The following is a 20,187-nucleotide window of genomic DNA, read 5'->3' as shown; positions in this document are numbered from 1 at the left end:
GAGTTCTTAGTTGACCGGGCCCTTTTCACCGGGCTTGCCGGGCAACTGTTCTGGGAACAGCTCATATTTGCCCTGCTTGTCGGCGGCCACCCACAGACGTTCGCGGATGACGGAGTCCTCGGCCCAGTTGAACATGAAGATCGGCGTGCCTTCGGGGACGTTCGAGAAGCGCTTGTTGATGATCAGTGCGCCCGGATATTCCGTAAGCCCGACCGTATCGACATTCTCTGTCGCTACCTTCTGGTACTGCTTCATGAGTTCGACGCGCTGGTCGTTATCCTGGCTGGCCTGGAACTTCGTGACGATGTCCACCAGCTTTTCCTCGTAAGGCAGCAGGTCAACTTTGCCGTCCTTGCCGGCGCGATGCTGCCAGCTCGTGCGGGGACCGACTGGCGCAAGCTGTTCGGTGTTCTGCACGACGGCTGCAAGTTCCGGTGAACTGCGCTGGATCAGCCAATCGAAACGTCCTGCATAATGGGCATCGTCACGCTTTGTACCGTCCAAAGCATTGAGGACGACTTTGAGACCAAGCTTTTCCATCTGTCCAATGACGCCTTCGGCAAGGCTCTTGTCGGTCGCGTACTGGTTGTTGACGAGAAGGACGATCTCAACATTCTTGCCGTCAGCAGTTCCAGCGGGGAAGTTGACGAAGCCGTCACCGTCGGTGTCCTTGAGGCCCGCCTTGGCGAGCAGCGCCTTGGCCCCTTTCAGGTCGAACGGGTAGTAAACGACCGAGTTGCGATCATAAAAGCTCGTGCCCGATGAAATGCCACCGGGGTAGATCGCTGTGAAAGGACCCTTGACCAGTGAGTCGCCGATCGCCTTCCGGTCGAGGCCCATCGTGATGGCCTTGCGGAAGTCTTCATTGCGGTTCAGCTCGCGTATGGCCTGGCCACGGCCATCCGGATCACCCCAGCCGTTGGCAGAAAGGTTCATGCGCAGGTTATAGCCGATCAGGCGTGGGCCAAAGGCCAGGCGCGCTGGCGCCGTCTTTTCCGCAGCACGCTTCAGTGAGGCCACGAAGTTTTCCGGCTGCTCCAGGTTTGAAAAATCGCCGGAACCGGCAACGGCCTGCACGTCACGGTCGGCCCAGGTCGACAGCTTGTAGTGCAGTTCGTTCAGATAGGGGAGCTGATTGCCCTTCTCATCGACCTTCCAGTAATATGGGTTGCGGCGCATCACAATGATGTCATCGGGACGATATTCGACCGGCACCCAGGCCCCCATGACCGGGATGTTCATATATTCCGGAGGGAAGGCATTCTTGAACTGGTCATAGGTATTCTTGGAGTATTTCGGATGCTGTGGTTTCAGGATATGCGAGGGGCCAGGGCAGAAGCTCGGGTAGGCCATCGTATATAGATACTGCTTCGGGAAAGCGTCCTTGAACGTCCACTCGACCGTGTAATCATCGATCTTCTTCAGTGTCGTTCCTTCGCCGAACGCCTCCGGTGAAGCGCCGCCGCCAAGTGGCGAGACGTTCGGGTCAATGACTTCGTCATCCCAGTAGAACATGATGTCGTCAGCATTGAAGGGCACGCCATCGGACCACTTCGCTCCTTCGACCAGGTGCATGGTCAACTTATGGCCGTCCTTTGACCATTCCCAGCTCTTGGCAAGGTTCGGAAGCGGCTCTGTGTCCTTCGCCTGGACCTGGAAGAGAGGTGCGGTGCGCGTCAGGCATTCCGACAGGCCGATATCAATACCGCCCCAGCCCTGAGTCTGGCCGGCACCGTAATTCCAACCTTCTGGCCGGCCGCCGATGACATGGCGCATTGTGTCGCCGTAGACACCGGTACCATCGACCATGTTCTCTGTCTTGAAGACGAGGGGTTCCTTCGGAAGGCGATCCTTGACCGGTGGCAGCTTGCCGGTAGCGACGAAGTTCTTCGTTACCCAATCCGGCTCATGGTATTCAGGCAGAGCCTTGAACTCTTCGATCGTATCTCTCGAGACGTATTTGATCTTGCCTTCCGCCGGGAACGGCGGCGGAACGGGCGGTACAGTCGGCTCGGAAGCGTAGGCACTCATGGCCGAAACCGAGACGCTAAGCGCCAGGCTGGCCATAATGCCAATGTTGCGGAAATTACTCATCGTTTCTCCCTCTTGTTCCAGGGCGTCGCCTCAGGCGAGCCCTGTTCTCCTCAACGATCCGGCAACGGCCATGCAGCGATGGGTTCCCTCCCGGAGCCAACCGCCACCGTTGTCCGAAGTTCTATACGGCCTGCCTGAGTGCCGCCTTTTCGGCACGCAGCTCCTCGATCGAGCGGACGTTGCGGCGGGCCGCGCCGTCCCATTCACGGGTCTTGACCGTAGATTTCGCCAGCCTCTCCTTGGCGGCTGGAACGGCATGAGCATATTGCGGTAGCCAGCGGGACTGGGCGACGATCATCTCGTCCACCATCTGCCAGACCTCGTCCGGGGTAGCGACAGCCCCGACAAGGGGGTCATGCAGCACTGCAAGCTTCAGAAGGTCGATATCACCGCTGATCGCCGCATGCACCGACATCCGCTGAACGTTGATCGACGCGATGCAGGTAGCCGCGCAGGCCTCCGGAATCGTGATGCCGGAGACCATGTTGATGCCAAATCGATCAACAAAGCCGGGCGATTCGATGATCGCATCCGACGGCAGGTTGGTGATGACGCCATTGTTCTTGACGTTGAAATGACCGCGGTAGACGCGGCCCGTTTCCAGAGCCTCGAGAATATGGCTTGCATGCTCGTTCGAACGTTTGGCCGGATCGATGGGTTTGGAAGCCGACTGCAGGAATTGCGGGAATTCCGTCTCGAACCAGTTGCGGGTTTCGGTGGAGTACCGGAGGTAGCCCCCGGTTTCGCCGTGGATCCAGTCGGACATGTCGATCCACTTCATGATTTCTTCCGGGCGCTTGCGATACCACGGGAGATATTCCGACAGATGCCCGTTGCTTTCCGTGGAGTATACGCCGAAGCGCTTCAGGACATCGATGCGCAGCTTTTCCTGCTGCGAGAAGACTGGATGCGCCTCGAAGGCTGCGATCAACTCATCCCTGCCGATCTTGCGACCATTGAGCTTGAGATCGACAAACCAGGTTTGGTGGTTAATTCCCGAGCAGATATAGTCGAGCTCGGAAAGCGATTTTGCGCCGAGCACTTCGGCGATCTGTTCGGCGCCATGCTGGACGCCATGGCAAAGACCGACAGTGTCGACCTTACCGTATTCGATCGCAGCCCAAGTGTTCATCGCCATCGGGTTTGCGTAGTTCAGGAACTTCGCACCGGGTTCGGCGACCTCGCGGATGTCTTTGCAAAAATCGAGGATGACGGGAATATTGCGTTGGCCATAGAGGATGCCGCCAGCGCAGATCGTATCTCCCACGCATTGGTCGATGCCGTATTTCAGCGGAATGCGGATGTCGTCGGCATAGGCCTCTAGGCCGCCGACGCGCACGCAGCTGATGATGTAACGCGCGCCACTCAGAGCTTCACGCCGGTTGGTGGTCGCGGTGACCTTGGTCGGCAGTTTGTTGGACTCGACGATCCTGTCGAGGATCTGCTTGATCATCTGCAGATTGTGCTCGCTCATGTCGGTAAGCGCGAACTCAACGTCCTGGAATTCCGTCACGCAGAGGATGTCGGTAAACAGCTTTTTTGTGAAGCCGACGCTGCCCGCGCCGATGATAGCGATTTTGAAACTCATGATCCTTGCCTCAATGCGATCAAATTGCCGGCGCTGAACAATGAGAAGAAGAATAGGACGCGGGCTTGCAGTCGACGCCAAAAAGGGCCAGAAACTCGGCTTATTCTCCTCCCCGCCGCTCCTCGATGCTGGCGGTGCTCTCTCTCTTGGGAGCCGATTATGCGCATATTCGGTGAGGCCGCCAGAGAAGGATTATGCTTTCATGGGTAATTCTGTGCTGCAGAAATTGATTGACAACGGTCCCGTGATGCGGACGGTCTCGTTGCCACGCGGCCGCCAGAGTCTACACACTATGCCGACCAGTACGGGCTACGAGATTCGCGAGAATGCGACCTACGACTGGGATGGCCGCAAGCGTGGGCAAACGCCCTTTACGGTCTTGCAGCATACGATCGGCGGCGCGGGAAACCTGCGCTACGAGAATCGCCAGCTTCGTGTGAAGGAGGGGGAGACGCTGCTTGTGCTCGTGCCGCACAATCACCGCTACTGGCTGGAGGATGGCGATCGCTGGGAGTTCTTCTGGATCTCGATGAATGGAGAGGAGGCCCTGCGCATCCACCGCTCGATCCTTGCCGTGACCGGTCCGATTCTGAAGCTGCAACCACAGACGATCGAGCATCTGGCGGATTGCAGCCTGCGACTGATTACTGGCGCAGAAACCCCGGGCTTTGCGTCCGCCATCGCCTACGAAGCAGCCATGGCGCTATATGACGACGTTTTCGGTTCTCACCCTGTATTCAGCGAGGAGTACCGGACGATGCAGCATGTCATCGACTACATCATGGCCAATCTTGAACGTCCCCTGCCCGTTGAGGATCTGGCCCGGGTCGCAGGCCTAAGCCGGGCGCATTTCTCCCGAATGTTTGCGGCCAACGAGGGCCTGCCGCCGGCCGAATTCGTCTTGGAGAAGCGATTGAAGCGGGCCGTGACACTTCTTACCAAGACCGCGAACATGCCCGTCAAGGAGGTGGCGATCCGCTCCGGTTTCGAGGACGCCAATTATTTCTCCAAGGTCTTCAGGCGTGTCTATGGGACCAATCCGACGGAGTTCCGTACGACGGGTATGTATGCGAGCGTCGGCAGGCAGGGCTGATGGCTGCGCCCTTACGTCGGCATTATCGTGGAGTGTCGTAATTGAGTTTCGGATACCAGGTCGGCGGGCGCCCTTCAGGCGTGGTGTCGAGCACGGTCCAAAGCGGCATGAGGTCCGGCGCGCCACGGGGGTCCTGGCCGGGATCGGCGGTTGCGGGGCCCATTTCCGGGTTCCAGAAATGACGGATCACGCCATCCTTGATTGTGAAGACGTTATAGGCGGCGTCATCACTGCCGTCAGGACCAATGGCGTGATAGTCGCGGCTGAACTCGTCACTCATATCGGAGTAGAGCGGCATGTGATGCCAACCGCGCTCCTTCTTGAAGGCCAGCAACCGCTCTATTGGCGAGCGCGCGACAACGGCAAGGGCAATCTGCTGGCAAATGTCGGGAACCTCTCCGTCAAGAGCCGATAGCATGGATGTGCACATCGGGCATGGTCGTTCGCGTTGCGGACCGTACATGTAATTGTATATGACCAGCGTGGACTTGCCTGTGAAGAGGTCGAGCAACGGAACCTCGCCGTCGGGGCCCTGGAAGCGGTACTCTTTAGTCACCTCACCGCCTGGCGGTAGCGCACGACGCTGCTTGGCCACTCTTTCGATATGTCGACGCAACTCGATTTCTTCAGCAAGCAGTTCATCGCGAGCCTGCCGGTACTCGGGACTTTCATTCGGAAAACTCAGTCCGTTTCTTCTTGCCAGCTCGCTTGCGGAAGCAAGGTTATTCGCATCCATCACATGAACCTCCTCCGGTTTTGGACAGGACAATGCGCCAGCCTTCCTGACGTGGTCCGCCCTTCAGACAAGAAACGTTTGGGGAGTACGCAAATCGACAACACCCTGCGGTTTTTTAATAGCTCCGACTGGCTGCACTTTCTAGGCGCTTGAATTTGTTACAATACTATCCGCCGTTGCAGCTGGCGCTTATTCTTCTGTCTCAGACTTCTGGCCCCTTCCCCACTCCGATTCAAGACCTATGTCCCTCTGATCCTTCATCTCTTGGAAGGACGAGGGAGGCTCCAAAACATCGTGGCAACCGGTGTCGAGACCTCCCTCCATGGAGAGTACAATGAGATCTTTCATATCCCTGATCGAGGCGGTCGTTGTCGCTGCCGGATCCCCTGTTGCATCGGATGACGGCAAGGGCCTCGAGCGCGCTGAGGCCGTGTGCTCGTTTCTCGAAAACACCGGCTTGAATGGCAATTGTGCCGTCGATGCCAAGGAGACGCTCATCGAGGTTTCGCTGGCGGGGCAATACGACAGCCCCGCCGACTGTTCGAAGGTCGTCGACATGTTACGGGCTCACGGTTTTCAACTTGGGCCGGCCTGGGAGCTTCGCATCAAGGCAAGCATCAAGGACGAGCCCGAGGTCACCCAATGCGGCCTGGCGCCACCCCAGCAATAGGACCCGCGCCGTAGATTGATGTGCCTTTATTGGCGACGGCTAAAAGCTATGGCGTCGTTTTCGGCGTGATCGTCAGCTCTGATCCGTGCGCATGCCGAAACTCGTCATTGCCAGTCTTACGCTCGCTTGCCTTGTGCAACAGGATTGATCGATAGCCCTGACGACGCGTTCCTTCGATCAATGTCACGTCGGAATTTCCCGGATTGTCAGAACGCTCGAACCAGTCGACCGCATGATGGAGAAAATTCATCTCGAACGCCCGGTTCGTGACGCCATGGCCGACGATGATGATGTCGTTGCCTTCATCGGTCGTATCGTCATTTACGGTCTGCAGAAACAGACGAAGCCGCTGGGCCACATCCGCCCTGCTCTCGCCATCGGGTGGTCTTGCATAGAATTTTCCGCTGTTGTTTCGCATCCGGGCCCATTTCTCGAACTCATCTGGAAACTTCTGTCGTCGCTCCGCATGGTCGTAGATTTCTGTAAAAAGACCAAAGTCTTGCTCGCGCAACAGATAGTCCTCGCGAACGTCCCCCACCCATCCCGGCGGCAGGACTTCCAATAGGGCGTCCTTACTCTGTCGCGTTCGAAGAAACGGCGAATACCAAATATCCAAGCTTTGATTAGGGCGCTCTGGCAACTCGGCCAGATAGGACGCTAGCGCCCTTCCGGCTAGGAGAACCTGTTGATAGCCCCATTGTGTCAGCGGCACATTGTGATCGCCAAACTGCCTGTAGGCGTTTTCATTGATGTTGCCGAGGGATTCGCCGTGTCGGACGAGAAAGATGCGCATTGGTCGCCGTATATGTGTCGATATCCGATTTAGACATCATGAGGGCTGACGAGGCGCGCTGCAACGTTGGTCGTTCAAACTGGGCTCCTGAAATGAGAATCGCGTTGGCGAACTCCAAAGGAGCAATTGAGTTACTATTAGCGTATGCTCTTATTCAAGATCGCGTCCACGACCGGAGGTATCCATGGCCAAAGATATGTGGAAGGCTTGCGCGGCTCCTCGCCTGATTGTGGTCATGCTGGGTCTTGCCGGGGCCTTCAGCTTCATCGGGCCTGCAGAGAGCGCGACAATCAACGTCGCGCCAAAAAGCTCGGGCCGCGATGAAGGATCGACGATCCAGGATGCGCTTGCGATCGCCCAACCGGGCGATACGATCGTCCTTTCGCCAGGAACCTACATGCAGGATTTCCGCTCGGTTCGCGATGGCCAACTCGGCAAGCCGATCACGATTGAGGGATCACTTGCATCTGTCGTCAAAGGTGGCGGCCAGCCGCGGGTGATCGAGATCAACCATAGCTATATCGAGCTGCGGAATTTCACCGTTGACGGCCGGTTTGAGAGAGCGAACACGAAGAAGAGCTACCGTGACAAGCTGCTCTACGTGATCGGAAACACGCCTGGAAAGGAATTGACCGGGCTGCGCGTGCTCGGGATGGATATTCGTAACGCAGGTGGCGAGTGCGTCCGCCTGCGTTACCAGGCGAGGCAGAACGAAATCGCCTATTCCAGGATAAGTTCATGCGGCCGTTTCGACTTCCTGTTTGACGATGGCGGGAAGAATGGCGAGGGCATCTACATCGGAACCGCGCCAGAGCAATTGGGTGGACGCGGCGCGCCAGACGGTGCGATCGATCGCTCCGATCGGAACCGTATCCACGATAATGACATCGCCACTGGTGGCAATGAATGCGTCGACATCAAGGAGGGCTCGAGCGGTAACATTGTCGAGAAGAATAGTTGCACAGGGCAGAAAGACCCCAATTCAGGTGGTTTTGACTCGCGCGGCAACAGCAATGTCTTCCGCTACAATCTTGTCTATGACGTCGTTGGCGCTGGCGTGCGCCTTGGTGGCGACGAAGAGAGCGATGGCGTCAACAACGACGTCTACGGCAATACGTTTCGCAATGTTGGTGTCGGGCTGATCCGGGCGCAAAGGGCGCCGCAGGGAAAGATCTGTGAGAATATTTCTCAGAACAACAGGGTCGTCAGCACCAGTTCGATCAGCAAGACACTCGATGCGACCGGGCCATGCGATGGACCGAAGGCAACGGCAGATCTGCGAAGCAAACCGGCGGCTTCATCAAATCGAACGGAGGTAGCGAAGGAAACCGAGAAGGGCGGCGCGCCGTTAAGTTGTCGCCCCTCTGTTGCCGGCTGTGTCATCGGTCGGCTCGAGGGCGACGATCGCAACAGGATAAAGATCGTCGATGCGAGCGACGTCGTGTTGCGTGGCCACCACCTGATATTGTCCGACGCTGTCGGGCCCGACGGAAAAGCGATGCCATTAAAGGCTCTCGCGGGAAAGCTGGTCAGGCTCGAATACACCAGTATCGAGAAGAAGCGGTTTGCCGGGGCCAAGATCATCGAGGTGGTGAATTAGGTCCGGGCGCGGCGCCTGGGATCCGGGGTCATCCAGAAGGGTTTCGGAAGACGTCAAGGTGTCGGGACTGCGCCATATGGAAAAGGACCGACAACCGATTGGAGGACGAAAGGCACGTGGCAAAAAGATGCCGGGTCCTGAACTGGTTCACCGCCTTAGCACAATCGAACTCCAGTCGGGATGTCGACTGAACAATGGGTAGCTGGCCGATAGAATTAATAGCTTTTTGCTTTGCTGCCCAATCGTTCTCATCCGGTGGCTATGGCCAATCTGCAACGCTTAGCCTTTTAATATGTGTAGATGAGCACATTCTCATGTGCTGTAGGTTGCCTCCCTGACGTGGCGCCACATAGGCTCCGGATGCGAAGGGAGACAGGCCGATGCAATGGATTTTGTGGCAGCGACCAGTGTTAGCATTCAAGATCACAGACCTGATCGATCGTATCCTGAGGGCTTGGTGCGATGAGAATGGGCTTCATAGGGGTAGCGTTGAAGCAAGGCAGAAGGCAAAGAGCCTACTTCAATGGATCGAACTTGGTATCACGGATGAGCATGAGCTTACGGACTTGATCCGCGACGACATCGTGATCTCCACGAAATAAGCTGCCCGAGCGAAGTCATCTGCTACTGCGACGCGGGGGTGAAACGTGCTACCAGCGCGTGTCGGTCGCCCGGATAAGTGAAGCGCACATGAGTGACCGGCCCGTTATTGCTCCAGGTGCGACGCTCGACGACCAGGCAGGCTGTGTTGCGCGGGATACCGAGGGCGGCGGCCTCGTCTGAACCGGCAGAAACGGCGTGAATGCGGTGCTCGGCGCTACTCCAGGGAATCTGATTGATCAGCCAGGCGCCAGGCGCCATCTCTGAAAAATTTGCGTCGGCCGCCTCGGGTACGGTCGACAGGCTGATCAGTCGTTCCTCCAGACAGAACGGTCGCCCGCCTGCCTGATGAACGCAGGCCACGTCAACAATGAAAGATCCCGGGGTGACGTCGAGGCGGCGAACATCGTCGGCCTTCGCTCTGCGCTGCTCGTGCTTCGACACGGCGAAGGAATACTGAAGATTTAGCGACTGTACTTCAGCACTTATGTCGTGGATCTCGAGAACAGCCGATTGGGCCTGCGGCTGCGTGACGAAGCTGCCCGATTTCTTGCGACGTTCGATAAGACCGGCCTTAGCAAGTTGGGTTAGCGCCTTGTTCACGGTCATGCGCGAACAATTGTATTCCTTGGTTAGATCCACTTCAAACGGGATGCGATGACCCGGCGGCCACTCGCCAGAAACGATGTGGCCTTCGATGTCGCTTACGATCCGCTGGTGCAAGGTTGTCTCCTTGCTTTTGTTCATCGTCACGCTCCGGTCAATGCCTCCCGCTCTAATCTTTATGTCGCGACCTGGAAAGCCCTATGCTGCAAGAAGCTCGCCCATCGCCTTCAGGAATCTTTGGTTAATTGCGTCGCGGGCGACGTGGCGACCGGCCGCGACCTGCTTGCGGCCGAGCGACCAGACGCAATCGACGGCCACGCCACCGGCAAAGACCCAGTGATCGAGCAATGCATCGCCGGAAAGGTAGGGTACGGCTGTTTTGTCGAGCGAAATGAGGTCGGCATGGTGACCAACCGTTATACCTCCGGGCGCCTTCAGTGCCGCGCCGCCTCCGGTAATTGCGTGATCAAACAGGCTGCGAGCGGTCGACCCACCCGGTGCAGCGATGACATTGCGAGCCCTCAGTGCCAGACGCTCCGAATATTCGAGCTGGCGCAGCTCGCCAGGAAGCGAGATCAGCACGTTGGAATCGGAGCCGATGCCGAGACGGCCGCCTTCTTCGATGAAGAGTGGCGCCTGGAACGTACCGTCGCCGAGATTGGCTTCGGTAATCGGGCAAAGGCCGGCAATGGCTGCGCTTCGCGCCATGCCGCGGGTTTCCTCGTCTGTCATGTGTGTGGCGTGGATCAGGCACCAGCGTCCATCCACCGGTGCGTTGGCAAGTAGCCACTCGACTGGCCGCGCGCCCGACCAGGCGATGCAATCTTCGACTTCCTTGACCTGCTCGGCGATGTGAATATGGATCGGTCCGTTACCAGCCAGCGGCACCACACTTCTGAGTTCCTCAGGTGTTGCAGCGCGCAGGCTGTGCGGGGCTAGACCGAGCTCGGCCCCCGTAAGCCTACCGATCACCCTACGGCAGCCGTCCATCAATGCAGCAAAGCTATCGAGTGAATTGATGAAGCGGCGCTGACCGTCAATCGGTGCCGCACCACCGAAGCCCGAATGGGCATAGAATACGGGAAGCAGCGTCAAGCCTATTCCGCTGGTGGCTGCTGCGGCCCCGATGCGCTCGGCGAGCTCGGCAATGTTGGCATAGGGCGTGCCGTCCTTGTCGTGATGCAAGTAGTGGAATTCACCGACACGGGAAAAACCGGCTTCCAGCATTTCCATATAGAGTTGGGCTGCTACGGCCTCGACATGCTCAGGCGTCATCGAGAGAGCGAACCTGTACATGACGGTGCGCCAACTCCAGAAGCTGTCGTTTAGTGGTCCGCGCACCTCCGCAAGGCCAGCCATTGCGCGCTGGAAAGCATGGCTGTGGAGGTTGCCCATCGCAGGAACGAGCGTGTCGTGATGCTCGTCGCCCGGCTCGGTTGCAACGCCCGTTTCAACACGAGCAATACGGCCATCAGCGATCGTCAGGCGCACGTCCTTCTCCCATCCGGACGGAAGAAGTGCTGCGTTTGAATGAAGTCTGGTCGCTACCGTCTGAGCCATAACGCTTTTTCTCCTCTTTGGCGCCGCTGCATATTTCTTTTCCATGGAGATGCACAAAATTTCACTTGTCACCTGTTTAATATGTATATACATGTTTCCACATAAAGGAAGGCGCAAAGCTGATGAATGGGAACAAATTTTCAAGCGATGAGGCATCCGGCGACCTGCGCCCGCATCTGTGGCGGAATGCGCGATTGGCGACGCTCGATCCGCAAAAGCCCAGTCTCGGTGTCATCGAGAAAGGCGCAATCGTCACGGAGGGCGGCCGCGTAAGTTTCGTCGGCCCGGAGGCTGATCTGCCTGTGTCCGCTATCGAGCGAGCCCAAATTACCGATCTCGAAGGGCGCTGGGTGACGCCTGGCCTCGTCGATTGCCATACCCACATCGTCTATGGCGGCAATCGCGCTCGGGAATTTGAAATGCGTCTAGAGGGCGCGACGTACGAAGAAATTGCGCGTGCCGGCGGCGGCATCGTCTCTTCAGTTAAGGCAACAAACGCACTTTCTGTCGAAGGTCTCGTCCAGGCGGCTCTTCCGCGCCTGGATAGCCTTATTTCCGAAGGTCTGACCACGATCGAGGTAAAGTCGGGCTACGGTCTGAACGTCGAGGGCGAACTGAAGATGCTGCGCGCTGCCCGAAAGCTTGAGCGCCTCCGTCCGGTCCGGGTTGTCACATCCTACCTCGGCGCCCATGCAACGCCGGTCGAATACAAGGGCCGCAACGGCGACTACATTACCGACGTTGTGATCCCGGCCCTCGAATACGCCCATGCCGAGGGCTTGGTGGATGCCGTCGATGGCTTCTGCGAAGGGATTGCCTTTTCGCCAGCGGAGATCGCGCGCGTTTTCGACAAGGCCGAAGCGCTCGGCCTGCCCGTGAAGCTGCATGCAGAGCAGCTGTCCAACCTTGGCGGAGCCAAGCTCGCTGCCTCCTATGGTGCGCTCTCTGCCGATCATCTCGAATATCTGGATGCAGAAGGTGCCGCTGCCATGGCCGCGGCCGGTACGGTTGCGGTCCTGCTGCCTGGCGCCTTTTACGCAATAAATGAAAAAAAGGCACCACCCGTTCAGGCGTTGCGCGATGCGCGCACCCATATAGCCGTTGCGACCGATTGCAATCCCGGCACCTCGCCGCTGACCTCGCTGCTGCTGACGATGAATATGTCCGCGACGCTCTTCAAGCTCACTGTCGAGGAATGCATTGCAGGGGCGACGCGCGAAGGCGCGCGCGCCCTCGGGCTGCTGGAGGAAACCGGAACGCTCGAGCCCGGTAAGTCCGCGGACTTCGCCATCTGGGACGTTGAGAGCCTCGCCGAGCTCGTCTACCGCATCGGCTTCAACCCGCTTCATGCACATGTCTTCAAGGGCGAAAGGATCGACCGTTGACCATTACCCTTCATCCCGGCTCCGTTTCGCTCAAGAATCTGGAGACGATCTACTGGACCGGTGAGCCGGCAAAGCTCGACGCATCCTTCGACGCTGGCATTGCCAAGGCGGCCGCACGAATTGCCGAGATTGCGGCGGGCAATGCGCCCGTTTACGGCATCAACACTGGCTTCGGCAAACTTGCGTCTATCAAGATCGACAGCGCCGATGTGGCGACGCTTCAGCGCAATTTGATCCTGTCGCATTGCTGCGGCGTGGGCGCGCCGCTGCCTGAAAACGTCGTTCGTCTGATCATGGCCCTGAAGCTGGTTTCACTTGGTCGTGGAGCGTCTGGCGTGCGGTTGGAACTGGTGCGGCTTATCGAAGGCATGTTGGATAAGGGCGTCATCCCGGTCATTCCGGAAAAGGGTTCGGTTGGCGCCTCGGGCGACCTGGCCCCGCTCGCCCACCTGGCCGCCGTGATGATGGGCGAAGCAGAAGCCTTCTTTGCCGGCGAACGTCTTTCCGGCCGTGTAGCGCTTGAAAGGGCCGGACTGAAGTCCGTCGTGCTCGCTGCGAAGGAGGGCCTCGCACTGATCAACGGTACGCAGACCTCGACGGCGCTGGCACTGGCGGGTCTTTTCCGGGCTCATCGGGCGGCACAAGCGGCCTTGATTACCGGAGCCATGTCGACGGACGCAGCCATGGGCTCGTCGGCTCCCTTCCATCCGGACATTCACACACTGCGCGGCCATAAAGGCCAGATCGATACCGCTTCGGCGCTTCGGGCGCTACTTGAAGGCTCAGTTATTCGCCAGAGCCACATCGAAGGCGACGAGCGTGTGCAGGATCCCTATTGCATACGTTGCCAGCCGCAGGTTGATGGCGCTTGCCTGGATCTGCTTCGCTCGGTGGCGCGGACGTTGGAAATAGAAGCGAACGCCGTTACCGACAACCCACTCGTGCTTTCCGATAACCAGGTGGTCTCCGGGGGGAACTTCCATGCCGAGCCGGTTGCCTTCGCAGCTGACCAGATCGCGCTCGCTATTTGCGAGATCGGCGCGATTGCACAGCGGCGGATCGCCCTGTTGGTCGACCCTGCGCTCTCCTACGGCCTGCCGGCCTTCCTGGCAAAGAAGCCGGGTCTTAACTCCGGCCTGATGATTGCGGAAGTCACGTCCGCGGCATTGATGTCCGAAAACAAGCAGATGTCGCACCCGGCCTCCGTCGATTCGACCCCGACCTCTGCCAATCAGGAAGACCACGTGTCGATGGCCTGCCACGGCGCCCGTCGTCTGTTGCAGATGACCGACAACCTCTTCAATATCGTCGGTATCGAAGCACTGGCCGCCGCACAGGGCGTGGAATTTCGCGCCCCCCTGACAACCGGCCCTGAACTGCAGAAGGCGATTTCGACAATCCGCCGCGCCGTGCCGACGCTCGAGCTCGACCGCTATATGGCAGACGACCTCCAGGCGGCAGGCAACCTCGTTGCAACGGGCACGCTGAACGGATCGGTCTCGCCTGGCATCCTACCTGTTCTGGAGAGCTGACATGGCTGTTTTCGAAGTGAAACAGGGCTCGTCTCCCGTTATCCTCGGCTTCCCCCACACCGGCACCGAGGTTCCCGCCGAGATCTGGGAGCGCCTGAACGACAACGGCAAGGTTCTCGCCGATACCGACTGGCACATTCATCACCTCTATGACGGCCTGTTGTCAGGCGCGACCGTGGTACGTGCAACGTTCCATCGCTACGTCATCGACGCGAACCGTGACCCGGCTGGTGTCAGCCTCTATCCTGGCCAGAACACCACGGGTCTGGTTCCTGAAACGGACTTCGACGGCAAAGCGATCTGGAAAGATGGGCAGGCGCCCGGCGCTGCCGATATCGCTGCGCGGCTGCGGGACTTTCATGTTCCCTACCATGCGGCACTTGCCGCCGAGATCGAGCGCGTCAGATCAATTCATGGTGTGGCGATCCTCCACGATTGCCATTCGATTCGCTCCCATATTCCCTTCCTCTTTGAGGGCAAGCTGCCGGATTTCAATATCGGCACGGATATGGGCAAGACCTGCGATGGCGCCATCGAGCAAGCAACGCTCACTGTTGTCGAGGCCGCCGAAGGCTACGACAGCGTACTCAACGGCCGCTTCAAGGGTGGTTGGACGACACGCCATTACGGCCGACCCGAAACTGGCGTCCACGCCATCCAGATGGAGCTCGCGCAATCGACGCATCTGGAAACTGAAGCGCCGCCATTTGCCTATGACACCGTCAAGGCGGAGCGCCTTCGCATTCATCTCAAAGATATCCTGGTGCGCATTGAACAGATCGCACCGGACTTGAAACGATAACGATCACTCGACAGGGGGAACCCGCATGACCTCAAACCCACGCCACAACATTCGCGAGATCCGCGCACCGCGCGGCAACGAGCTCAATGCCAAGAGCTGGATGACCGAAGCGCCGCTGCGCATGCTGATGAACAACCTCGACCCCGACGTGGCAGAAAATCCGAACGAGCTCGTCGTTTATGGCGGCATCGGCCGTGCGGCCCGCACCTGGGACGACTTCGATCGTATCGCAGCGACCCTGAAGACGTTGAACGAGGATGAAACTCTCCTGGTGCAGTCCGGCAAGCCCGTCGCCGTCTTCCGTACGCACAAGGATGCTCCGCGGGTCCTGATCGCCAACTCCAATCTTGTGCCGCACTGGGCGACCTGGGATCACTTCAACGAGCTCGATAAGAAGGGCCTTGCCATGTACGGCCAGATGACCGCCGGCTCGTGGATCTATATCGGCACGCAGGGTATCGTGCAGGGCACTTACGAGACCTTCGTCGAAGCCGGTCGCCAGCATTACAATGGCAACCTCAAGGGCAAGTGGATCCTGACTGGCGGTCTCGGCGGCATGGGTGGGGCACAACCGCTCGCAGCTGTCATGGCAGGTGCCTGCTGCCTGGCGGTCGAGAGCGACGAGACCCGCATCGATTTCCGCCTCCGCACTCGTTACGTTGATGAAAAGGCAAAGACGCTCGACGAGGCGCTGGCATTGATCGACAAGTGGACGAAGGCCGGTGAGGCAAAATCCGTCGGCTTGCTTGGCAACGCAGCCGAGATCTTCCCGGAGCTCGTTTCCCGCATGAAGGCTGGCGGCCCCCGTCCCGACATCGTGACCGACCAGACCTCCGCGCACGATCCGCGCAACGGCTACCTGCCGGCCGGCTGGACAGTCGAGGAGGCCAAGGCCAAGCGCGAGAGCGATCCCAAGGCCGTGGAAGCTGCAGCGCGCGCCTCCATGAAGCAGCACGTCGAAGCCATGGTTGCTTTCTGGGATGCCGGTGTGCCGACCCTCGACTATGGCAACAATATCCGGCAGGTCGCCAAGGATGAAGGTCTTGAGAACGCCTTCGCCTTCCCCGGCTTCGTGCCGGCCTATATTCGCCCGCTTTTTTGCCGCGGTATCGGTCCGTTCCGCTGGGCCGCCCTTTCAGGCGATCCGGAAGATATCTACAAGACTGACGCCAAGGTGAAGGAGCTTTTTCCGGACAACAAGCACCTGCACAACTGGCTGGATATGGCCAAGGAGCGGATTTCGTTCCAGGGGCTTCCGGCGCGCATCTGCTGGGTTGGTCTCGGCGACCGTCATCGGCTCGGTCTTGCCTTCAACGAGATGGTCAGGAATGGCGAACTGAAGGCGCCGATCGTGATCGGCCGCGACCACCTGGACTCCGGCTCGGTCGCCTCGCCGAACCGCGAGACGGAAGCGATGAAGGACGGTTCGGATGCGGTCTCTGATTGGCCGCTGCTCAACGCGCTCCTCAATACGGCGTCCGGCGCGACGTGGGTGTCGCTCCATCATGGTGGCGGTGTAGGCATGGGCTTCTCACAGCATTCCGGCATGGTCATCTGCGCCGACGGAACGGACGACGCGGCGCGGCGCCTGGAGCGCGTGCTTTGGAACGACCCGGCGACCGGTGTCATGCGTCATGCCGATGCAGGATACGAGATCGCCCTGGATTGGGCCAAGAAGCAGGGCCTGCGCCTGCCGGCAATCCTTGGAAATTGATCTGTTGCGCCGGGCCTCAATATCCCATGAGGCCCGGGAACTGCAGCACGGCCCGATCGACCGTAACCAAAGGAATGCCTTCGATCTTTGATTGGACAACAAGGATACGGTCGAAGGGGGCCTTGTGGACCGGCGCGAGTTCCGCGATTGCAACGTATGTTTGCCGTTGATTGGCAGCTCGCAGCCGTATTGGAGAAGCTGTTTCCTCAGCTCGTGGGATCTGCGCGAAAATTCGGGCGGGCCTTGATGACGATCTCCCATAGGCTGGCGGGACTGAATAGGAGCTCGTTCCGCTCATTGAAGATCAGCACGCCTAAACGATCAGGAAGCCGCCCGCTTCCGCCGGCCTCCCAGATGTCTGTATCAAGGAGCGGCCTCATTCGGAAAACTGTTTTCCGTCGCTGAACATCTCCTCGATCTCATCCGTAATGATGGTATCGAAATCGTCGGGGACCGAGATCATGCCCCTTATGAAGCCAATCCGCTGCTTTTTCGAGGCATCGGCTTCCTCCAATGGGACGACTTTCGCCATGGGTTCGCCGGCATTTGCCATGATAAATGCCTCACGTTCCGCAGCCTTTCTCAAAGCCGCGGCACATGTGTTTTCGCTTTCACTGTCTGCATGGCAAACTCGATCGACCTAGTCCACGAAACTTAGTTTACTCCTTCTCCTTGCAACATGGAGCCAAAATGATCCGCGCCACAGTCCTCAAATCCAGTGCCCATCGCCGCATGCCGTGGAAAAACGGTGGCGGGGAAACTGTCGAAATTGCGGTCTCGCCTGAGGGCGCGACTCTGTCGGATTTCGGTTGGCGCCTCAGCATGGCAACGGTGGCGACGGATGGGCCCTTTTCGATCTTTGCCGGCGTCGACCGCACGCTTTCCATTTTGGATGGGAATGGCATGTCGCTGTCGATAGACGGTGAGAACCCCGTTTTGCTGACACGGGACAGTGCGCCCCTCTCCTTTCCCGCCGATGTCTCAGTTTCGGCATCGCTTCCCGATGGACCAATCATGGACCTGAACGTCATGACCCGGCGCAAAGGCTTCCACCATCGGGTCGACAGGGTTGATGTCGATTCTACGATCACGGTGCATGCGACGGCGCCGACATGGTTTCTCCTGTGTCATGCGGGAATTCTAACCGTCGATTGCGGCGGCCAACACGATCTTGGTCCCAAGGACGCACTTCTGCTTGAGCAAGCCAAAGGCAAGGATGTGGTGGTCAGCGGTAAAGGGCGCTGTTATCTGATTTCCATCGATCTGATCTGACAGGCATCCTTGAGATGAGCGACGGGCTTTGGCGGGCAATAGGTTGGCCAAGGCTCGAATGTCTGCCGCTCAAATCAATCAGAAAAGATTATTGTTCCTATACTCTATAAAATAGATAGTTTTATCTATTTACGCCGAAGCATCCGCCCTAGGGTTTTAGCGTCGAAACAAGTTCAAGCGGTTGAAGCTGGTGCTCAGCCGCAAGGGGGCGAAACATGAATCTCAAGACATTATTGGCGGCGATTACTCTCGGTTCCGCCAGCTTGATGGCGGCATTTGTTGCCCAGGCAGCCGACAAGAAGGTAGTCGTTGCCTATCAGACCGATGCACTGCCGTCTTCAGTCGCGATTGCCAATGGTGACCTCGTAAAGGCAACCGGCTATGACATCGATTTCCGCAAGTTCAACTCAGGGGCCGAAATCTTTGCGGCGATTGCCTCTGGTGATGTGCAGGTGGGCTATGTCGGCTCGAGCCCGTTTGCAGCTGCGACATCCCGTGGGTTGGAGGTCAAGGCCTTCTATCTCGCCTCTATCTCCGGCATCGACGAGGCGCTCGTCGTTCGCAACGGCTCAGGCATATCCTCTCTGTCTGACCTTAAGGGCAAGAAGCTCGCTGCGGCGCCGGTCTCCACCGACCATTATCAACTCCTGGCGCTGATCAAGTCGTTAGGGCTGACGGAAAAGGACGTGCAGGTCTTTGCGATTCCGCAGCCGGAAATCGTCGCCAGCTACAACAGGGGCGACATCGATGGCGGCTTTGTCTGGGATCCGGCGCTGACTGAGCTAAAAAAGAGTGGCAAGGTGCTGGTCACCTCCAAGGACGTCGCCGACAAAGGCGCTCCGACCTTCTCCGCCTGGGTCGCTGCATCGAAGTTTGCGAATGAGAACCCGGCATTCCTGAAGAGCTTCGCCGGCGTCATCAACAAGTACTACGCATCCTTCGCAGCCGATAAGAAGGCCTGGGATGCTGACAGCGAGAACGCCAAGCTGCTTTCCAAGACACTTGGTGGAACGGCGGAGCAGCAGGCTGCCGCCCTCAAGAACCTGACCCTTCTGACGCCTGAGGTGCAAGCATCCCAAGCGTGGCTCGGTGGCGGCGAAAAGTCGGGCGCTGCCAAGATCCTCAAGGATACGGCAGCTTTCCTGAAGGATCAGGGCAAGGTGAGCGAAGTGCTGCCGAGCTACGCGGCTTTTGTCACGCCGGATGCACTCGTCAACGCAAGCAACTGAAGACATAAGCAAACAATCCTGCAGTACGCTGGCGCGATAGCGCGCCGGCGTCACAATACGAAGAGACCGCACATGCTCAAAGTCGATCACGCGAGCGTCTATTTCCGGACGCGGGATGGCAACATGGTCCATGCCCTTGATCGCGTTTCCCTCGATATTTCGGACAACAGCTTCGTCGTGGCACTCGGTGCCTCGGGTTGCGGCAAGTCCACATTGCTGAACGCGATTGCGGGCTTTATGCCGCTTTCGTCAGGTACCATCACTCTTGATGGACGACCGGTCACGCATCCCGGCGCGGAGCGCGGCGTCGTGTTCCAGAAGGACACGTTGCTGCCCTGGAAATCCGTCGTCGACAATGTCGCGCTTGGCCTGCAGTTTGCGGGCGTTCAAAGGGCCGCGCGGCGGGTCCGCGCGGAAGAGCTTCTGTCTCTGGTCGGTTTGAAAGACTTTGCAAAGGCGTTTCCCTACGAATTGTCCGGTGGCATGCGCCAGCGCGTCGGTATCGCCCGCGCTCTTGCCACCGATCCCGAAGTCCTCCTGATGGACGAGCCGTTCGGTGCGCTCGACAGTCTCACTCGAGAACAGATGCAGGAACTGCTCGTATCGGTTTGGAAAGCTACGGGAAAGCGCATCTTCTTCATTACGCATTCGATCGAGGAGGCGCTCTTCCTCGGTACGCAGGTCGTCGTTATGTCGCCGCGTCCAGGCCGTATCGTTGCGCGCTTTGATCTTGACTTCGTCCAGGAGTTCGTCCGGACGGGCGACGCCCGCTCGATCAAGACTGCGCCCGAGTTTGCCAGTTTGCGAGAAGAAATTCGGACCATTCTTCATGGCTCCGAGGAGATCAGGAGTGCGGCGGAATGAGCAATGTCATCGAAACGACAGGCGTTGTCGTGGGGGCCGGGCCCGATCA

Annotated in this window: 17 protein-coding genes; 10 read left to right on the top strand and 7 right to left on the bottom strand. The window is 58.6% G+C overall.

Annotation, left to right across the window (positions count from 1 at the left end):
* Positions 1–6 precede the first annotated feature (6 nt).
* Both BN77_RS26505 and melA read right to left on the bottom strand, forming a co-directional pair.
* Entirely contained in the window at positions 7–2,094 is a 2,088-nt protein-coding gene (locus BN77_RS26505) for an ABC transporter substrate-binding protein (protein WP_007537986.1), read from the bottom strand.
* A gap of 121 nt (positions 2,095–2,215) precedes the next feature.
* The gene (gene melA, locus BN77_RS26500) at positions 2,216–3,682 is read right to left on the bottom strand and encodes an alpha-glucosidase/alpha-galactosidase (RefSeq protein ID WP_007537984.1); all 1,467 of its coding nucleotides are present in this window, start codon (positions 3,680–3,682) and stop codon (positions 2,216–2,218) included.
* A gap of 202 nt (positions 3,683–3,884) precedes the next feature.
* Between melA and BN77_RS26495 the strand changes: the two genes are divergently transcribed.
* Complete coding sequence (locus tag BN77_RS26495) at positions 3,885–4,775, top strand: AraC family transcriptional regulator (protein WP_007537981.1); 891 nt, start codon at positions 3,885–3,887, stop codon at positions 4,773–4,775.
* A gap of 22 nt (positions 4,776–4,797) precedes the next feature.
* On the opposite strand, the gene BN77_RS26490 is transcribed toward BN77_RS26495, so the two are convergent.
* A complete protein-coding gene (locus BN77_RS26490; RefSeq protein WP_040678501.1) occupies positions 4,798–5,511 on the bottom strand; it encodes a DUF899 family protein in 714 nt (237 codons plus the stop codon).
* A 334-nt stretch (positions 5,512–5,845) separates the two neighbouring features.
* Between BN77_RS26490 and BN77_RS26485 the strand changes: the two genes are divergently transcribed.
* The gene (locus BN77_RS26485) at positions 5,846–6,181 is read left to right on the top strand and encodes a hypothetical protein (protein ID WP_040678499.1); all 336 of its coding nucleotides are present in this window, start codon (positions 5,846–5,848) and stop codon (positions 6,179–6,181) included.
* 46 nt (positions 6,182–6,227) lie between these two features.
* On the opposite strand, the gene BN77_RS26480 is transcribed toward BN77_RS26485, so the two are convergent.
* Positions 6,228–6,974: a histidine phosphatase family protein gene (locus tag BN77_RS26480; RefSeq protein ID WP_007537974.1), complete on the bottom strand. Its 747-nt coding sequence runs from the start codon at positions 6,972–6,974 to the stop codon at positions 6,228–6,230.
* A gap of 184 nt (positions 6,975–7,158) precedes the next feature.
* On the opposite strand from BN77_RS26480, the gene BN77_RS26475 reads away from it, so the two are divergent.
* Entirely contained in the window at positions 7,159–8,574 is a 1,416-nt protein-coding gene (locus BN77_RS26475; protein ID WP_007537971.1) for a right-handed parallel beta-helix repeat-containing protein, read from the top strand.
* 624 nt (positions 8,575–9,198) lie between these two features.
* Here BN77_RS26475 and hutC read toward each other — a convergent pair.
* Positions 9,199–9,921: a histidine utilization repressor gene (gene hutC, locus BN77_RS26465; protein ID WP_007537968.1), complete on the bottom strand. Its 723-nt coding sequence runs from the start codon at positions 9,919–9,921 to the stop codon at positions 9,199–9,201.
* Positions 9,922–9,978: 57 nt separating this feature from the next.
* A complete protein-coding gene (locus tag BN77_RS26460) occupies positions 9,979–11,340 on the bottom strand; it encodes a formimidoylglutamate deiminase (RefSeq protein WP_007537966.1) in 1,362 nt (453 codons plus the stop codon).
* 122 nt (positions 11,341–11,462) lie between these two features.
* On the opposite strand from BN77_RS26460, the gene hutI reads away from it, so the two are divergent.
* From hutI to hutU, 4 genes are read left to right on the top strand one after another with little or no spacing between them, the layout of a single operon-like run.
* The gene (gene hutI / locus BN77_RS26455; protein WP_007537963.1) at positions 11,463–12,725 is read left to right on the top strand and encodes an imidazolonepropionase; all 1,263 of its coding nucleotides are present in this window, start codon (positions 11,463–11,465) and stop codon (positions 12,723–12,725) included.
* Positions 12,722–14,257 (top strand): histidine ammonia-lyase, encoded by a 1,536-nt coding sequence (gene hutH / locus BN77_RS26450; protein ID WP_007537962.1) that lies wholly within the window; start codon positions 12,722–12,724, stop codon positions 14,255–14,257. Before hutI ends, hutH begins: the two co-directional genes overlap by 4 nt.
* Before the next feature lies 1 nt (position 14,258).
* Positions 14,259–15,059, top strand: coding sequence for an N-formylglutamate deformylase (hutG, locus tag BN77_RS26445; RefSeq protein ID WP_007537960.1), 801 nt, complete (start codon positions 14,259–14,261; stop codon positions 15,057–15,059).
* Positions 15,060–15,084: 25 nt separating this feature from the next.
* The gene (hutU, locus tag BN77_RS26440) at positions 15,085–16,773 is read left to right on the top strand and encodes a urocanate hydratase (RefSeq protein WP_007537958.1); all 1,689 of its coding nucleotides are present in this window, start codon (positions 15,085–15,087) and stop codon (positions 16,771–16,773) included.
* A 376-nt stretch (positions 16,774–17,149) separates the two neighbouring features.
* Here hutU and BN77_RS35735 read toward each other — a convergent pair whose 3' ends face one another.
* The gene (locus BN77_RS35735) at positions 17,150–17,305 is read right to left on the bottom strand and encodes a hypothetical protein (RefSeq protein WP_341872168.1); all 156 of its coding nucleotides are present in this window, start codon (positions 17,303–17,305) and stop codon (positions 17,150–17,152) included.
* Positions 17,306–17,463: 158 nt separating this feature from the next.
* Here BN77_RS35735 and BN77_RS26425 point away from each other — a divergent pair, with 158 nt between their 5' ends.
* From BN77_RS26425 to BN77_RS26415, 3 genes are all read left to right on the top strand, one after another.
* Positions 17,464–18,045, top strand: a complete 582-nt coding sequence (locus BN77_RS26425) for a HutD/Ves family protein (RefSeq protein ID WP_007537949.1) — start codon at positions 17,464–17,466, stop codon at positions 18,043–18,045.
* A gap of 215 nt (positions 18,046–18,260) precedes the next feature.
* The gene (tauA, locus tag BN77_RS26420; protein WP_007537947.1) at positions 18,261–19,274 is read left to right on the top strand and encodes a taurine ABC transporter substrate-binding protein; all 1,014 of its coding nucleotides are present in this window, start codon (positions 18,261–18,263) and stop codon (positions 19,272–19,274) included.
* A 72-nt stretch (positions 19,275–19,346) separates the two neighbouring features.
* Positions 19,347–20,138, top strand: a complete 792-nt coding sequence (locus tag BN77_RS26415; protein WP_007537945.1) for a taurine ABC transporter ATP-binding protein — start codon at positions 19,347–19,349, stop codon at positions 20,136–20,138.
* The last annotated feature ends 49 nt before the right edge of the window (positions 20,139–20,187 follow it).

This window comes from Rhizobium mesoamericanum STM3625 (assembly GCF_000312665.1).
GTDB lineage: Bacteria > Pseudomonadota > Alphaproteobacteria > Rhizobiales > Rhizobiaceae > Rhizobium > Rhizobium mesoamericanum.
This window is presented reverse-complemented; position numbering and strand designations above follow the sequence as displayed.

Coding starts and splice junctions, on each gene's coding strand:
- BN77_RS26505 (WP_007537986.1), bottom strand. CDS start 2,094: ATGAGTAATTTCCGCAACATTGGCATTATGGCCAGCCTGGCGCTTAGC.
- melA (WP_007537984.1), bottom strand. CDS start 3,682: ATGAGTTTCAAAATCGCTATCATCGGCGCGGGCAGCGTCGGCTTCACA.
- BN77_RS26495 (WP_007537981.1), top strand. CDS start 3,885: ATGGGTAATTCTGTGCTGCAGAAATTGATTGACAACGGTCCCGTGATG.
- BN77_RS26490 (WP_040678501.1), bottom strand. CDS start 5,511: ATGGATGCGAATAACCTTGCTTCCGCAAGCGAGCTGGCAAGAAGAAAC.
- BN77_RS26485 (WP_040678499.1), top strand. CDS start 5,846: ATGAGATCTTTCATATCCCTGATCGAGGCGGTCGTTGTCGCTGCCGGA.
- BN77_RS26480 (WP_007537974.1), bottom strand. CDS start 6,974: ATGCGCATCTTTCTCGTCCGACACGGCGAATCCCTCGGCAACATCAAT.
- BN77_RS26475 (WP_007537971.1), top strand. CDS start 7,159: ATGGCCAAAGATATGTGGAAGGCTTGCGCGGCTCCTCGCCTGATTGTG.
- hutC (WP_007537968.1), bottom strand. CDS start 9,921: ATGAACAAAAGCAAGGAGACAACCTTGCACCAGCGGATCGTAAGCGAC.
- BN77_RS26460 (WP_007537966.1), bottom strand. CDS start 11,340: ATGGCTCAGACGGTAGCGACCAGACTTCATTCAAACGCAGCACTTCTT.
- hutI (WP_007537963.1), top strand. CDS start 11,463: ATGAATGGGAACAAATTTTCAAGCGATGAGGCATCCGGCGACCTGCGC.
- hutG (WP_007537960.1), top strand. CDS start 14,259: ATGGCTGTTTTCGAAGTGAAACAGGGCTCGTCTCCCGTTATCCTCGGC.
- hutU (WP_007537958.1), top strand. CDS start 15,085: ATGACCTCAAACCCACGCCACAACATTCGCGAGATCCGCGCACCGCGC.
- BN77_RS35735 (WP_341872168.1), bottom strand. CDS start 17,305: ATGGCGAAAGTCGTCCCATTGGAGGAAGCCGATGCCTCGAAAAAGCAG.
- BN77_RS26425 (WP_007537949.1), top strand. CDS start 17,464: ATGATCCGCGCCACAGTCCTCAAATCCAGTGCCCATCGCCGCATGCCG.
- tauA (WP_007537947.1), top strand. CDS start 18,261: ATGAATCTCAAGACATTATTGGCGGCGATTACTCTCGGTTCCGCCAGC.
- BN77_RS26415 (WP_007537945.1), top strand. CDS start 19,347: ATGCTCAAAGTCGATCACGCGAGCGTCTATTTCCGGACGCGGGATGGC.